11 protein-coding genes are annotated in these 14,998 nt (G+C 71.2%); 8 read left to right on the forward strand and 3 right to left on the reverse strand.

Annotated elements, in window-relative coordinates; translation table 11 throughout:
* Positions 1 to 96: 96 nt before the first annotated feature.
* Genes purN through CK206_RS16880 form a run of 3 tightly spaced genes read left to right on the forward strand, consistent with a single transcriptional unit; the run spans position 97 to position 2,911 of the window.
* The gene (purN, locus tag CK206_RS16870; RefSeq protein WP_067717350.1) at positions 97 to 678 is read left to right on the forward strand and encodes a phosphoribosylglycinamide formyltransferase; all 582 of its coding nucleotides are present in this window, start codon (positions 97 to 99) and stop codon (positions 676 to 678) included.
* Complete coding sequence (purH, locus tag CK206_RS16875) at positions 675 to 2,255, forward strand: bifunctional phosphoribosylaminoimidazolecarboxamide formyltransferase/IMP cyclohydrolase (protein ID WP_096907086.1); 1,581 nt, start codon at positions 675 to 677, stop codon at positions 2,253 to 2,255. Before purN ends, purH begins: the two co-directional genes overlap by 4 nt.
* 26 nt (positions 2,256 to 2,281) lie before the next feature.
* A complete protein-coding gene (locus tag CK206_RS16880) occupies positions 2,282 to 2,911 on the forward strand; it encodes a TetR/AcrR family transcriptional regulator (RefSeq protein WP_096907087.1) in 630 nt (209 codons plus the stop codon).
* Between the two features lie 23 nt (positions 2,912 to 2,934).
* Here the strand turns inward: CK206_RS16880 and CK206_RS16885 are convergent, their stop codons facing one another.
* Positions 2,935 to 6,552 carry an indolepyruvate ferredoxin oxidoreductase family protein gene (locus tag CK206_RS16885; protein WP_096907088.1) on the reverse strand — a complete coding sequence of 1,206 codons (3,618 nt, stop codon included), beginning with the start codon at positions 6,550 to 6,552 and terminating at the stop codon, positions 2,935 to 2,937.
* Positions 6,553 to 6,719: 167 nt separating this feature from the next.
* On the opposite strand from CK206_RS16885, the gene CK206_RS16890 reads away from it, so the two are divergent.
* Positions 6,720 to 7,187 (forward strand): Lrp/AsnC family transcriptional regulator, encoded by a 468-nt coding sequence (locus CK206_RS16890; protein WP_067717341.1) that lies wholly within the window; start codon positions 6,720 to 6,722, stop codon positions 7,185 to 7,187.
* Between the two features lie 3 nt (positions 7,188 to 7,190).
* On the opposite strand, the gene CK206_RS16895 is transcribed toward CK206_RS16890, so the two are convergent.
* Positions 7,191 to 8,681, reverse strand: coding sequence for an amidase (locus tag CK206_RS16895; RefSeq protein ID WP_096907089.1), 1,491 nt, complete (start codon positions 8,679 to 8,681; stop codon positions 7,191 to 7,193).
* Between the two features lie 141 nt (positions 8,682 to 8,822).
* Here CK206_RS16895 and CK206_RS16900 point away from each other — a divergent pair, with 141 nt between their 5' ends.
* Positions 8,823 to 9,500, forward strand: coding sequence for a hypothetical protein (locus CK206_RS16900; RefSeq protein WP_096907090.1), 678 nt, complete (start codon positions 8,823 to 8,825; stop codon positions 9,498 to 9,500).
* A 28-nt stretch (positions 9,501 to 9,528) separates the two neighbouring features.
* On the opposite strand, the gene CK206_RS16905 is transcribed toward CK206_RS16900, so the two are convergent.
* Entirely contained in the window at positions 9,529 to 9,819 is a 291-nt protein-coding gene (locus tag CK206_RS16905) for a DUF1540 domain-containing protein (RefSeq protein WP_067713210.1), read from the reverse strand.
* 356 nt (positions 9,820 to 10,175) lie between these two features.
* On the opposite strand from CK206_RS16905, the gene CK206_RS16910 reads away from it, so the two are divergent.
* The 3 genes from CK206_RS16910 to CK206_RS16920 are packed head-to-tail and all read left to right on the forward strand — an operon-like array spanning position 10,176 to position 14,996.
* Complete coding sequence (locus CK206_RS16910; RefSeq protein WP_096907091.1) at positions 10,176 to 11,750, forward strand: carboxyl transferase domain-containing protein; 1,575 nt, start codon at positions 10,176 to 10,178, stop codon at positions 11,748 to 11,750.
* Between the two features lie 8 nt (positions 11,751 to 11,758).
* Positions 11,759 to 13,846, forward strand: a complete 2,088-nt coding sequence (locus tag CK206_RS16915) for a biotin carboxylase N-terminal domain-containing protein (RefSeq protein ID WP_096907092.1) — start codon at positions 11,759 to 11,761, stop codon at positions 13,844 to 13,846.
* Positions 13,839 to 14,996, forward strand: coding sequence for an acyl-CoA dehydrogenase family protein (locus CK206_RS16920; RefSeq protein ID WP_096907093.1), 1,158 nt, complete (start codon positions 13,839 to 13,841; stop codon positions 14,994 to 14,996). Before CK206_RS16915 ends, CK206_RS16920 begins: the two co-directional genes overlap by 8 nt.
* Positions 14,997 to 14,998: the final 2 nt, after the last annotated feature.

Below are 14,998 nucleotides of genomic sequence, written 5' to 3' on the forward strand. Positions count from 1 at the left end.
GAGCCGGACGTGGTCGGTAGCGAGACCCCCAGCGCCTCTCCACCCGGCGCCGGCTCCCCTGATGCCGACCCTGCCGGTGCCCGTCGCGTCGTGGTGATGGCGTCCGGTTCCGGGACCCTCGCGCAGAGCGTGCTCGACGCCGCCGACGCCCCCGGCTGCCCGTACCGCATCGTCGCGCTGGTCTCCGACCGCGACTGCGAGGCCGTCGCCAGGGCCGGCCGCGCCGACCTCCCGACGGCCGTCGTCCGGCCCGGCGACCACGCCGACCGCGCCGACTGGGACCGCGCCCTCGCCGACGTGGTGAGCGGGTTCGATCCCGACTGGGTGGTCTCGGCGGGCTTCATGCGCATCCTCGGCGCCGCGTTCCTCGGACGGTTCGACGGTCGCGTGCTCAACACCCACCCGGCGTTGCTGCCGTCGTTCCCCGGCGCCCATGCGGTGCGCGACGCGCTCGCCTACGGGGTGACCGTCACCGGCAGCACCGTCCACCTGGTCGACGCCGGCGTCGACACCGGACCCGTGATCGCCCAGCGTGCCGTCGACGTCCACCCGGACGACACCGAGGCCACCCTCCATGAACGCATCAAAGTCGTCGAGCGCGAGATGCTCGTCGACGTCCTCGCGGCCGCCGCCCGTGGCCGACTCCACATCGAAGGTCGAAAGGTGCACCTAACGTGACCGATTCCCGCAGGCCCGTCCGCCGCGCACTCATCAGCGTCTACGACAAGACCGGGCTCACCGAGCTCGCCCGGGGGCTCGCCGACGCCGGGGTCGAGATCGTCTCCACCGGCTCGACCGCGCAGCGTATCGCCGACGCCGGGGTCGCCGTGACGCCCGTCGACGCGCTGACCGGGTTCCCGGAATGCCTCGAAGGCCGCGTCAAGACCCTGCATCCGCGGGTTCACGCCGGCATCCTCGCAGACACCCGCAAGCCCGAGCACCTCGAGCAGATCGCCGACCTCGGTGTGCAGCCGTTCGAGCTCGTCGTCGTCAACCTCTATCCCTTCACCGACACCGTCGCCTCCGGCGCCGATTACGACGCCTGCGTCGAGCAGATCGACATCGGCGGACCGTCGATGGTCCGCGCGGCCGCGAAGAACCACCCGTCGGTGGCTGTGCTCGTCGACCCCGCCGGATACGGCGAGGCGCTCGAGGCCGTCGCGGCCGGTGGCTTCACCCTCGAGAAGCGCCGCAGCCTGGCCGCCGCCGCGTTCCGCCACACCGGGGCCTACGACGTCGCCGTGGCCACGTGGATGACCGCACAGACCGCGGACGGCGCGGGCGACGGGGCAGCGGGCGGCTCCGGCGAGTTCCCGGTCTGGCAGGGGCAGAGCCTCGACCTCGCCGCGACCCTGCGCTACGGCGAGAACCCGCACCAGAGCGCCGCTCTCTACACCGACGCGGCCGCCGCGCCCGGCCTCGCCCAGGCCACCCAGGTGCACGGCAAGGAGATGAGCTACAACAACTACGTCGACGGCGACGCCGCGTGGCGCTCCGCCTTCGATCACGCCGAGCCGTGCGTGGCGATCATCAAGCACGCCAACCCGTGCGGCATCGCGATCGACGCCGACATCGCGGCCGCCCACCGCGCCGCGCACGAGTGCGACCCCGTCAGCGCGTTCGGTGGCGTGATCGCGGCCAACCGCGAGGTCACGGTGGAGATGGCCGAGCAGGTCGCCGAGATCTTCACCGAGGTGATCATCGCCCCGTCCTACGCGGACGGTGCCGTGGAGATCCTGCAGCGCAAGAAGAACATCCGCATCCTCTCCGCGCAGGCGCCCGCCGAGGGCGAGTTCGAGCGCAAGCAGATCTCCGGCGGCGTGCTGGTCCAGCAACGTGACTCACTCGACGCGGACGGCGACGTGGTCGCCGGCTGGACCAAGGCGTGCGGCGACGACGCCGACGAGCAGACCCTGCGCGACCTGCTGTTCGCGTGGCGCGCGTGCCGCGCGGTGAAGTCCAACGCCATCCTGCTCGCGCAGTCCGGGGCCACCGTGGGCGTGGGCATGGGCCAGGTCAACCGCGTCGACTCCGCCCGGCTCGCCGTGCAGCGCGCGGGGGAGCGGGTCACCGGGTCGGTCGCCGCGTCGGACGCGTTCTTCCCCTTCGCGGACGGTCTCGAGGTGCTCGCCGAGGCGGGCGTGCGCGCCGTGGTCCAGCCCGGCGGGTCCGTGCGGGACGCCGAGGTGATCGAGGCCGCGGAGAAGGCGGGGATCACCATGTACTTCACCGGCGCCCGGCACTTCTTCCACTGAGACGGCGCTTCTGAGATGGCACTGAGATGACGGAGACCGGGGCCGGGGGCAGCGGCGTGGGCGAGCGGCAGGACGCCGCGGCCCCGCTGACCCCGCGCGCCCGGGCCAAGGCCCGGCGCCGCGACGAGATCCTCGTGGCCGCCGCCCGCCTCATGGCCCGGCGCGGATTCCACGCCGTGCGGCTGGACGACATCGGTGCCGAGGTCGGGATCTCCGGGCCGGGCATGTACCGGTACTTCACCTCCAAGGAGGACGTACTGGCCGAGATGCTGCTCGACATCTCCCGGCGCCTGCGGGACGGCGGGCGGGCGGCGGTCGAGCGGGCCGGCGAGCCGGCGGACGTGCTCGATGCCCTGCTCGGGGTGCACGTGGACTTCGTCGCCACGGAGCCCGATCTCATCAGCGTGCAGTTCCGTGACCTCGGTTCCCTGCCGGCCGCTCCCCGGCACGAGGTGCGCACCCTGCAGCGGGAGTACGCGCAGTTGTGGGTGGACGCCCTCGTGCGGGTGCGTCCGGAGCTCTCGTCGATCGAGGCGCGGGCCCACGTCCACGCGGTGTTCGGGCTCCTCAACTCGAGCCCCCGGCTGCCGGCCATGGCCGAGGCCGACCTTCGGCGCGTGCTCACGGCGATGGCCTCGGCTGCGCTGCGGTCCTGAGCGCCTGCCCGGGTGTGTGCCGATCAGGTCAGGGCGGACCGGAGGCGGGCCATCTCCTCCCGGTAGCGCTCGACGTTCGCGAGCTTGACGTGCTCGTAGCCGCGGACCATGTCCGGCAGCTCCGCGAGCGCCACCGCGGTCGCCCGCCAGGTGGCGTCCTTGCCCACCGGGCCCGCGCGCCGCAACTCCGAGGCCAGGTCGGCGACGAGATCCCGGTACCCGGCCAGCAGCTCACGCTCGACGCGGCGGACCTCCGCGTAGCCGAAGAGGTCCATCCGCGTGCCGCGCAGTCGCTTCATCCGGGCCAACGCCTTCATCGCCGGCATGGCCCGCGGGCCGATCGAGATCTTCTTCTTCATTCCCATCGCGCGCAGCACCGGGGGATGCAACTTCAGTCTGGCCACCGCCCCTTCGCCCCAGTCCTCGTCGAGCTGCGTCGCGAACTGTGGATCCACGGCCAGGCGGGCGACCTCGTACTCGTCCTTGTAGGCCATCACCTTGAACAGGTTGCGGGCCACGGCGAGGCTGAGCTGCTCGGAGGTCGGCCCGGCCGGGTCGCCGTCCTCGGGGGACCCGGCGGCGCGGACCTCCTCTACGCGCCGGACATAGTCGGCCGCGTACGCCTCGTCCTGGTAGCCGATCAGTTCGTCGACCCGGAGCGCGACCACGTCGCGGAGCTCGTCGGAGGCGTCGGCGTCGAGGTGGGTCAGCAATCGCTCCGCCGCGGGGGAGGGCACGTGCCGGCCCGCCGTGGCCGTTCCGGCCGGGCGGTGCAACCCGGCCGCCAACGCCGCCAGGGCGTTCGGCTCGGCGACCGCCTGCCGGCCGCGACGGAAGGCCTGCAGGTTAGCGTCGACGGCCACCCCGTTGAGCTCGATCGCCCGCTCGATCGACTGCGCCGAGATCGGCAGGGCCCCGCTCTGGTACGCCGCCCCGACCATGAGCATGTTGGCGGTCTGGGTGGACCCGAAGAGCTGCTCGGTGAGCGCCCCCGGGTCGAGGTACAGCCCGCGCGAGGTGGTCGGGTCGATGATCGCCTGGATGTCCGAGGTGGTCGGGTAGTGCTCGGAGGTGTCGATCACCATCTTCCCGGTGGGTATCTGAGTGGTGGACACCACCGCCGTGGTGCGATCGGGAGCGGCCACCTTCAGGTGGGTGCTGTCCGCGCCGACCAGGCCGTCACAGCACAGGTAGAGGTCGCAGTCGCCGGCCCCGATCTTCGGGGGCTGTTCGGTCGGCGTGCGGGTCACGCGGACGTCAGAGACCACCGCGCCGCCCTTCTGGGCGAGCCCGGTCATGTCCAGGGTGCGCGCCGAGTGGCCGTCGAGGACGGCCGCGGTGGCGAGGATCGCCGAGACGGTGACGATGCCGGTGCCGCCGATCCCGGTCAGCCGCAGGGAGAAACCGCGGTCGGGCGCGACCCCGGCGCGGGCCGGTTCCGGGATCGCGTCGGCCGCCAGGGCAGGTGCGGACGCCACCCGCCGGGACTTCTCACCGGGGACGACGGTGACGAACGCGGGGCAGTCACCCTCCAGGCACGAGAAGTCGAAGTTGCAGGTGGACTGGTCGATCTGCGTCTTCCGGCCGAACTCGGTCTCCACCGGATGGACCGACAGGCAGTTGGACTTCCGGCCGCAGTCCCCGCATCCCTCGCAGATGCGCTCGTTGATCACCACCCGCGCGTCCGGCGTGGGGAAGGTGCCACGCTTGCGGTGGCGGCGCTTCTCGGCCGCGCAGTACTGGTCGTGCACGAGAACCGTGACCCCCGGAAAGGCCGCGAGTTCCCGCTGCACCTCGAGGGTGTCCACCCGGTCGCGGACCTCCACGCCCCTCGGCAGGCCCCGGGACCGGGTCGCCCTGACGTCGTCGGTGGTGACGACGATCCTCGCGACCTTCTCGGCCTGCAGGAGCCGGAGGATCTCGGGCAGGGTCATCTCGCCGACCGGGTCCTGCCCGCCGGTCATCGCCACCGTCCCGTTGTAGAGGAGCTTGTAGGTGATGTTGTCGCCGGAGGCCACGGCGGCCCGGAGCGCCAGGGAGGCCGAGTGCATGAAGGTGCCGTCGCCGACGTTCTGCACCATGTGCTGCTCGGTGAGGAACGGCGCCATCCCGGTCCACTGGATCCCCTCGCCGCCCATCTGGGTGACTCCGGTGACGTGGCCGACCTGCTCCTCGTCCATCATGAGCACCATCGCGTGACAGCCGATGCCCCCGCCGACGAGCGTGCCGTCGGCGACCTTGGTCGAGCTGTTGTGGGGGCACCCCGAGCAGAAGTACGGGGTGCGGCTCGTGGCGAGCGGCAGCGCGATCCGGGAGCGTCCGCGTCCCGGGCCGTCGAGCCAGGCCCGAGCCGATTCGATTCCGTGGACCGGGCCGAGACGCTGCGCCAGGCCGCGGGTGACGGAATCGACGTCGAGCTCGCCGAACCGGCTGAACAGGGTGGACCCGTCCTCGTGCGCCTTGCCGACCACGTTCGCCACCCCGGGCTTGCGGAACTGGATGTCCCGGATCATGGTCTCGATGAAGTCGCGCTTCTCCTCCACCACGATCACCTCGTCGAGACCGGACATGAACTCGTCGAGGATCGTGCGCTCCAGGGGGTAGATCATGCCCAGCTTGAGGATGCGGATCCCGCGGCGGCCCAGCTCGTCGTCGCCGATCCCGAGGCGGCGCAGTGACTCGCGGACGTCCAGGTAGGTCTTCCCGGCCGCGACGACGCCGATCCGGTCGTCGGGGGTCGACTGCACGATCCGGTTGAGACGGTTGAGGCGGGCGTACTCCAGCGCGCGGGGAAGGCGGATGGTGAGCTGGTTCTGCTCGAGCTCCATGAGGCTGGCCCCCAGGAGCCGACCGGACGGCACGTGCGGGCTCGTCCCGAGGTCGCCGTACACGGGCAGGATCCGGTCGGGATCGACGAGGGCGGTCGCCGAGGCGTCCGCGACGTGCGCCGAGATCTTCATCGCGGACCACAGGCCGGAGACCCGGGACAGGATCGCGGCGTGGACGCCGAAGTCCAGGACGTCCTGCGGGTCCGCGGGGTAGAGCGTCGGCATGTACAGGTCCGCGAGTGCCAACTCGGACGCGCACGGCACGGTGGAGGACTTGGCGCCCGGATCGTCGCCGACCAGCACCACCGCGCCGCCGTTCGGATCGGTGCCTATCAGGTTGGCGTGCCGCAACGCGTCGGTGGCACGGTCCAGGCCGGGCGCCTTGCCGTACCAGTACCCCACGACCCCCTGGAGAGCGGCGCCGCCGGTGTTGGCGGTGGAGCGCAGGGTGCCCGTGCGCCGGGCGAGCTGGGACCCCATCACCGCCGTGGCGCCCGCCTCCTCGTTGAGGGCGGGGCGGTGCACGATGTCGAACGGCCCGAGGAACTCGCGACGCCTGGCCAGTTCGAGGTCGTACCCCGCGAGCGGCGATCCCTCGTAACCGCTGACCAGGCTCGCGGTGAGCAGATTCTGCCTGCGGTCGAGCCGTGCCCGGTCGCGGACCGTCCGGACCAGTGCCTGGATCCCGGAGAGGAAGACCGTGCCGCTCTCGCGCGTGTAGCGATCGGAGAGGGAGAACGATCCGGCGTCCGCTTGCCCGGTCCGCGGCAGGTCGTCATGCGTGCCGTCCGTGGAGTGGAGGAGAGAGGTCATGATCAACACCTGGCCTTCGCGAGACGAACTATGTGCCCCCAGGCTAGGACGAACTGTGAGGCGCGTCACGCGGCCAGTCCGAGATCGAACAGTCTGCACATTCGGGGTCCCGTCTGTGCGTCATGACTGGACCATCTGTCCACCTCTTCGTCGTATACCGTGGACACATGGACCCTTCACCCAACCTGGACGACACCGACCGGCGGCTCCTTGACATCGTCCTGTCCGACCCGCGCGTCGGGGTCCGCGAGTTCTCGCGACGACTCGGGGTGGCCAGGGGCACCGCCCAGGCCCGGCTCGACAAGTTGGAGGCGCGCGGTGTGCTCGCCTCGTGGGCGCCGAGGCTCGACCCCGCCGCCCTCGGGTACCCGCTGGGCGCGCTCGTCCACATCCAGGTGGCGCAGGCCAGGCTCGACGAGACGTGTGCGGGGCTGGCGCAGGTGCGCGAGGTGCTCGAGGTGGTGAGCATCGCCGGCGAGTTCGACGTCGTCTGCCGGGTCGTCGCGCGGGACCACGCCCACCTCGAGGAGGTGTTCAGCGCCATCATCTCCACGCCCGGCGTCCTGCGCACCCGCACCGAGGTGATCCTGCGTCAGCGGGTCGGGCCGCGCGTCACCCAGCTGCTGGGGGAGTGAGCCTCACTCCCAGATCCGGGCGAACGGATGGGCGGCCTCGTACTCCGAGGCCAGCTCCAGCAAGAGCCGGTCCTGCCCCCTGCGGGCGGAGAAGTGCACGCCGACGGGCATCCCGTCCGGCGCGTGACCGGTGGGCAGCGAGACGGCCGGGGACCCCGCGATGTTCTGTAGCGGGGTGAAGGTGACCCAGTTGGAGACCCGCTCGAGGTGGGTCTCGAACGGCAGGTCCGCGTCCAGGTACCCGACCTCCGGGGTCTCGTGGGCGACCACCGGGTTGATGTACACGTCGATGTCGCCGAACCGGGCGTCGAACTGCCGCCGGGTCCTCGCCAACCGCAGTAGGTGCAGGGGAAGCGAGGCGATGTTCCGTCGGGCCATCCGAGCGAGCCCGACCGTGAAGGGGTCGAGCTCGGCGGGGTCGAAATCGGGGTCGAAGAGCCTGCGCCCGGACGATGACGTGCTCAGCGCGAGCAGCCCCCAGTAGGCGATGAAATCGTCCCGGAACCCCGTCGGGACGGGCGCCTCGGTCGGCACCACCTCGTGGCCCAGTCCGGCCAGCCGCACGGCGGTCTCGCGGAGGACCGCCAGGGTCGCGGCATCGGTCGCACCGCCCGCCGGGCTCTGCTCCACGAGTCCGATGCGCAGGCGCCGTGCCGGGGCGGGGGCGACGGGGCCCACCGGGGGGACGCCGACCGGGAGGTGGCTCGCCTCGAACGCGGTGAGGAACGTGGCGGTGTCCCGGACGGACCGGGAGACCACCGACTGCGACACGATGGGGATCGGCATGCCCCGGGAGAACTTCTCGTCGGTGTGCCTACCCCGGCTCGGCTTGAACCCGACCAGCCCGGTGACCGCCGCGGGTATCCGGATCGACCCCCCGCCGTCGTTGGCGTGCGCGATCGGCAACGCCCCCGCGGCCACGAGGGCCGCGGAACCACCCGAGGAGCCGCCACTGGTGCGGCCGGTGTTCCACGGGTTGCGGGTCACCAGGCCGCCCTGCCGTTCGGTTGCGGCGGTCCAGCCGAACGGGGGCATGGCGGTGATGCCCAACGGGATCAGGCCGGTGGCGCGGAACGCACGTGCGTAGTCACCGTCGTGGAGGGCGGGGGAGTCGGGAACGGCGGGGGAGCCGAGCCGCATCGGGGCGCCCTCGACCTGCACCGCGTCCTTGAAAGCCGACGGCACGCCGGCGAACGGCGAGGACAGGCGCGAGTCCGCGGTCCGGCGTGCGTGCTCGCGGGCCCTGTCGAAGGAGGTGAAGACCAGGGCGCCGAGCGCCGGATCCACCTGCTGGCATCGTTCGATGGCGGCCTCGACGAGCTCGGTCGGTGACACCTCGCCGCCGCGGACCCGCTCGGCGAGGGCGGTGGCGTCGTCGTACCCGAGTGCGTCGTCACGGAAGGCGTGGACCCGCGCGGTGTCGGGGTGGGGCCGGGCAGGGGCGGTGTCATCGGTTGTGGCATCGGTCGTGGCGTCGGTTGTGGCGTCGGTCACCCCCCCACTGTAGGGCGAGGGGGTGTGAAAATCGGTGGCCCTCTTGACAGGTTCCGCATCGTCGGGCACTTTAGGGGTACCTAAGTAAGGCGAGGGTCACCTAACGCATCGGCGGGCGGGGCCGGTCTCTGGAGGCAATCGATGGCAGCGCACCCGGTCGTGTCGGATCCGATCACCACCGGCGCGCGCCGTCTGCTCGACGGAGCCGGCATCGCTACGGTCGCCGTACGCGGGACCAAGAACCGGTCGGATGTCATGGTCTCCGCCGGCCATCGCTGGGTCGGGGAGGGGGCGATCATCGTCACCGGGACCCCGGCCCCCTGGTCCGCACTGATGGTCGCGCCGGGAGAGTCGGTCGAGGTGGTCGTCATGATCGACGAGTTCGCCCCGATCGTCGAGGCCAAGGTCCACGTCGCGAGCCTGTACGGCTTCGGCGTGGCGCGTGCGGCACGGCAGGGTGAGGGCTGGGTGGTCGAGATCGAGATCGAACTCGGCGACCTCGACATCCGCCGGCTGGGGCACGAGGGCACCGTCCACGCGGGCTGCCTGGACGCGGTGCCGTCGGATCCCCTGGCATGCGAGGCGCCCGGCCTCGCGGACGAGATCCGGGCGCGCTTCGGCTCTGACTTGGCCATGCTGGCCGGGTCCGCCGACCCGGCGCAGCCGCCGTATGTCCTGGGCGTCGATCCCGACGGCCTGCATCTGCTGACGGCGCTCGGTACCCACGCCGATGTCATCCACCTGCCGTTCCTGACCCGCGCGGAGTGCGTCAATGACGTCGTCCGTGAGATGGGTCAGTACGTGGCCCGCGCCAGCTAGCTTCCCGCGATGGCGCGGACCGGGCCGATCAGGCCGGGCTGTAGGTGAGGCAATCGGCGGTGTCGGCGCCGGAGCCGATCTCGACGGAGTCCGCCGAGCAGAGCAGGTCCTTGTTGTGGGTGCACTCCACCCGTTGGCAGGCGCCCACGTGTGCGCTGGCGGTGGGTAGTCCGCCGCGGACGTCCAGCGAGATGAAGGTGCCGCACTCGGCGTGATCCGGGGTTCCGGCGACGGTGATGGCGCCCGCGTTGCAGCTCTGCTCGCTGTTGAACGAGCACGCCGTGACGGTGCAGGCGCTGATTCCGGTGAGTGTGGCCATGATGATCGCTCCTCGTATGACGGTGGCGTGGTGTGCCCCAGAGTCAACACCGGATCCCCCCGGCTTGCAAGCAAGTTGAGGCTGTGCTAATTCAGGCCAGCCTAAGCTGGCTACCTGCGCGGATGGCGGGAATGTCGGCGTCCCCCGCGGTGTTCTCGGCCGGATCGGCTGCGCGACGACCGGGAGTTGCAGTCCCCCGTCGGGTCGCCGGCCGTGCGCGTCGTCGGGTCCGCGGGGTGGAGGAGCGCGGGTCCGGGTCCCCGGTGGGTGATCCCGAATCCGATCTGGACATTTGTGAGGCGCAGCACTATCGTCGATTTCAGTTAATCCGACTTAACTGAAAGGGAGCGGCACCGATGACTTCCGCGACCACCAATCGCCAGGCCCACGAGGAACTTCTCGCCGACCTCCGCGAGCGCCTCGAGCGGGCCGCGCTGGGCGGCGGTGAGAAGGCCCGTGCGCGCCACCTCGAGCGCGGCAAGCTGCTCGCCCGCCAGCGCGTGGACGTGCTGCTCGACCCGGGCAGCCCGTTCCTCGAGCTCTCGCCGCTCGCCGCGGAGGAGATGTACGGGGGCAAGGCCCCCGCCGCCGGCGTCGTCGCCGGGATCGGCCGGGTGTCGGGCCGCGAGTGCCTGATCATCGCCAACGACGCGACCGTCTCCGGCGGCACCTACTACCCGATGACGGTGAAGAAGCACCTGCGCGGTCAGGAGGTGGCGCTGGCCAACCACCTGCCGTGCATCTACCTCGTGGACTCCGGCGGCGCGATGCTGCTGCAGCAGGACGAGGTCTTCCCGGACCGCGACCACTTCGGCCGGATCTTCTACAACCAGGCGAACATGTCCGCCAAGGGCATCCCGCAGATCGCCGCGGTCATGGGGTCCTGCACCGCCGGTGGCGCGTACGTTCCCGCGATGAGCGACGAGGCCGTGATCGTCCGGAACCAGGGCACGATCTTCCTCGCCGGCCCGCCGCTGGTGAAGGCCGCGACGGGCGAGGAGGTCACCGCCGAGGAGCTCGGTGGCGGCGACCTGCACGCCAAGACCTCCGGTGTGGTGGACCACCTGGCGGACGACGACTACGACGCCCTCATGAAGGTCCGCCGGATCGTGGCGACCTGCCCGCCGGCGCCCGAGCCGGACTGGGAGGTGCTCGAGCCCCGCGAGCCCGTCCGCGCGCAGTCCGACCTGTACGACCTGGTGCCGGTCGACTCGCGCCAGCCCTACGACGTGCGCGACATCATCGGCACGATCGTCGACGGCGGCGAGTACACCGAGTTCAAGGAGAACTACGGCACCTCCATGGTGACCGCGTTCGCCCACATCCACGGGCATCCGGTCGGCATCATCGGCAACAACGGCGTCATCTTCTCCGAGTCCGCGCTTAAGGGCGCCCACTTCATCGAGCTGTGTGACCGCCGCAAGATCCCGCTGGTCTTCCTGCAGAACATCACCGGCTTCATGGTGGGCCGGCAGTACGAGGCGGGCGGCATCGCCAAGAACGGCGCCAAGATGGTCACCGCCGTGGCGTGCGCCCGGGTCCCCAAGTTCACCATCGTCGTGGGCGGGTCCTTCGGTGCCGGCAACTACTCCATGTGCGGCCGTGCCTATTCGCCGCGGTTCCTCTGGATGTGGCCCAATGCCAAGATCGCCGTGATGGGCGGGCCCCAGGCAGCCGACACCCTCGCGTCGGTCCGTGCCGCCCAGGTCACCAAGTCGGGCGGGGAGTGGACCGACGAGCAGCAGTCCGAGTTCACCGCGCCGATCCGTGAGCAGTTCGAGGAGCAGTCCACCGCGTACTACTCCACTGCCCGCCTGTGGGACGACGGGATCATCGACCCCGCAGACACCCGCACTGTCCTCGGTCTGGCCCTGGCGGCCGCGGCCAACGCCCCCCTCGAGCCGGTCAACAACGGCGTCTTCAGGATGTGAGCAGCTCCATGTCAGAACAACTGTCACAGAAACTCCACACCGTCCTGGTGGCCAACCGCGGGGAGATCGCGTGCCGCGTGATCCGTTCGCTGCGGGCAGCGGGTATCCGCTCGGTCGCCGTCTACTCGGACGCGGACGCCGACGCGCTGCACGTGCGCATGGCCGACGCCGCCGTCCGTCTCGGCCCGGCCCAGGCCTCGCAGTCGTACCTCGACATCGACAAGGTGATCGACGCGTGCCGCCAGACCGGGGCGCAGGCCGTGCACCCGGGTTACGGTTTCCTGTCCGAGAACTCGCGGTTCGCGCGGGCACTCGACGAGGCCGGCCTGATCTTCGTCGGACCGCCGGCCTCGGCGATCGAGACCATGGGCGACAAGATCACCGCCAAGGCGGCGGTGTCCGCACGTGACGTCCCCACCGTGCCCGGGATCTCGCGTCCGGGCCTGACCGACGACGAACTGATCGCCGGTGCCGCCGAGGTCGGCTACCCGGTCCTCGTCAAGCCCTCGGCCGGTGGTGGCGGCAAGGGGATGCGCCGCGTCACCGATCCCGCCGATCTGCCGGCGGCACTGGAGTCCTCGCGACGGGAGTCGGCAGGCGCCTTCGGCGACGACACCCTGTTCCTCGAGCGGTTCGTCGACACCCCGCGCCACATCGAGGTGCAGGTCCTGGCCGACACCCACGGCAACGTCATCCACCTGGGTGAGCGGGAGTGCTCACTGCAGCGCCGCCATCAGAAGGTCATCGAGGAGGCGCCCAGCGCACTGCTCGACGAGGTCACCCGTCAGCGCATCGGTCAGGCGGCGTGCGACGCCGCCCGGTCGGTGGGGTACGTGGGCGCGGGCACGGTGGAGTTCATCGTCTCCGCGCACGCCCCGGACGAGTTCTTCTTCATGGAGATGAACACCCGCCTGCAGGTCGAGCACCCGGTCACCGAGATGGTCACCGGTGTCGACCTGGTCGACTGGCAGGTCCGCATCGCCGCGGGCCAGGAGCTCACCCTGCGCCAGGAGGACATCACCCTCACCGGCCACGCGATCGAGGCCCGAGTCTATGCCGAGGACCCGGCCAAGGGCTTCCTGCCCACCGGCGGCACCGTGGTCGGGCTCGAGGAGCCCTCCGGCGACGGCATCCGCGTGGACTCCGGCCTCCGTGTGGGCACGGTCGTCGGCAGCGACTACGACCCGATGCTCGGCAAGGTCATCGCGCACGGCGCCGACCGCGCCGAGGCACTGGCCCGGCTCGACGCCGCGCTCGCCGGCACCCACGTGCTGGGTCTGCGCACGAACGTCGACTTCTGCCGGTTCCTGCTCTCGCGGCCGGAGGTCGTCTCCGGCGAGCTGGACACGGGCCTGCTCGACCGGTCCGTCGACGACTACACCGCGACGCCCGCCCCCGAGGGCGGACTGATCGCCGTGGCCATGCACCGCACCGAGGAGCGCTGGGCCCGGGTGCCCGCTGGGCGCCGCGGCCCGTGGGACGTTCCCAACGGGTGGCGGATCGGCGGGCGCGCCGAGGTGTGGACCCGCCTGGACGCCGGCGCCGGGTCCGACGCGGTCACCGTGGGACTGCGGGGGACCCCCGACGACGCCGAGGTGACCATCACCGACGCCACGATCGGATCCACCGAGGCGCCCGAGGTCTCCTCCCGACATCGTGCGCGGGTCGCCCGGGACGGCGCCTCCCTCCGGCTGACCGTCGACGGCACCCAGCAGCGCTGGACCGTCGTGCGCTCGGCGGACCCCAAGGCCGCCGACACCTTCTGGGTGGCCGGCGACGGCGGGACCTGGGACCTGCGGATGCTCCCGCTCATCGACTCCCGGATCCACGACGCCGGGATGTCGGACGGCCAGATCGTCAGCCCCATGCCCGGTTCGGTGATCGCGTGCTTCGTCGCCGACGGCGACGAGGTCACCGCCGGACAGAACATCCTGGCCGTCGAGGCCATGAAGATGGAACACGCACTGCCCGCGCCGATCGACGGTGTGGTCCGCGTGCACGTCACCACCGGCGAGCAGGTGCCCGCCGACCACCTGCTCGCGACCGTCGAGCCCCACCCCTCCACCGAGGAATCCGAAGGAGAAGGCAATGCCTGAGTTGGAAGAGCACTACGCCGACCTGAAGTCGACGGTCGCGGACTTCGCCGACAAGGTGGTCGCCCCGGCCTCGGCCGAGCACGATCGCAACCACACCTTCCCCTACGAGGTCGTCGCCCAGATGGGCGACATGGGCCTGTTCGGTCTGCCGTTCCCCGAGGAGTTCGGCGGGATGGGCGGCGACTACTTCGCCCTGTCGCTCGCCCTGGAGGAGCTCGGCCGCGTCGACCAGTCGACCGCCATGACCCTCGAGGCCGGCGTGGGCCTGGGCGCCATGCCCATCTACCACTTCGGCAACGACGAGCAGCGCGCCAAGTGGCTCCCCGACCTGGCCGCCGGCCGCACGCTCGCCGGCTTCGGCCTGACCGAGCCCGGCGCGGGCTCGGACGCCGGCGCCACCAAGACCACCGCGAAGCGTGACGGCGACGAGTGGGTGGTCAACGGCAACAAGCAGTTCATCACCAACTCCGGCACCGACATCACCTCGCTGGTCACCGTGACCGCGGTGACGGGAGAGCGGCGGGCCGCGGACGGTTCTGTGAAGAAGGCCATCTCGACGATCATCGTCCCGGCCGACACCCCCGGTTTCACCGCGGAGCCCGCGTACGACAAGGTCGGGTGGAACTCCTCCGACACCCACCCGCTGACCTTCGCCGACGCCCGGGTGCCGGCGGAGAACCTCCTCGGCGAGGAGGGGCGCGGCTACGCGAACTTCCTGTCGATCCTCGACGAGGGACGCGTCGCGATCGCCGCCGTGGCCACCGGTGCCGCGCAGGGTTGCGTCGACGAGTCCGTGAAGTACGCCCGTGAGCGCGAGTCCATGGGCCGCAAGATCGGCGAGTTCCAGGCCATCGCGTTCAAGATCGCCCGCATGGAGGCCCGAGCCCACACGGCGCGTTGCGCCTACTACGAGGCCGCGCGACTCATGCTGGCCGGCAAGGAGTTCAAGAAGGAGGCCGCCATCGCCAAGATGATCGCCTCCGAGGCGGCTATGGACAACGCCCGCGACGCCACCCAGATCCACGGTGGCTACGGCTTCATGAACGAGTACCCGGTGGCGCGGCACTACCGCGACTCCAAGATCCTCGAGATCGGCGAGGGCACCACCGAGGTGCAGCTCATGCTCATCGCGCGCGGTCTGGGGCTGTAGGC

It is taken from the genome of Dietzia sp. WMMA184 (assembly GCF_002441635.1).
Taxonomy (GTDB): domain Bacteria; phylum Actinomycetota; class Actinomycetes; order Mycobacteriales; family Mycobacteriaceae; genus Dietzia; species Dietzia kunjamensis.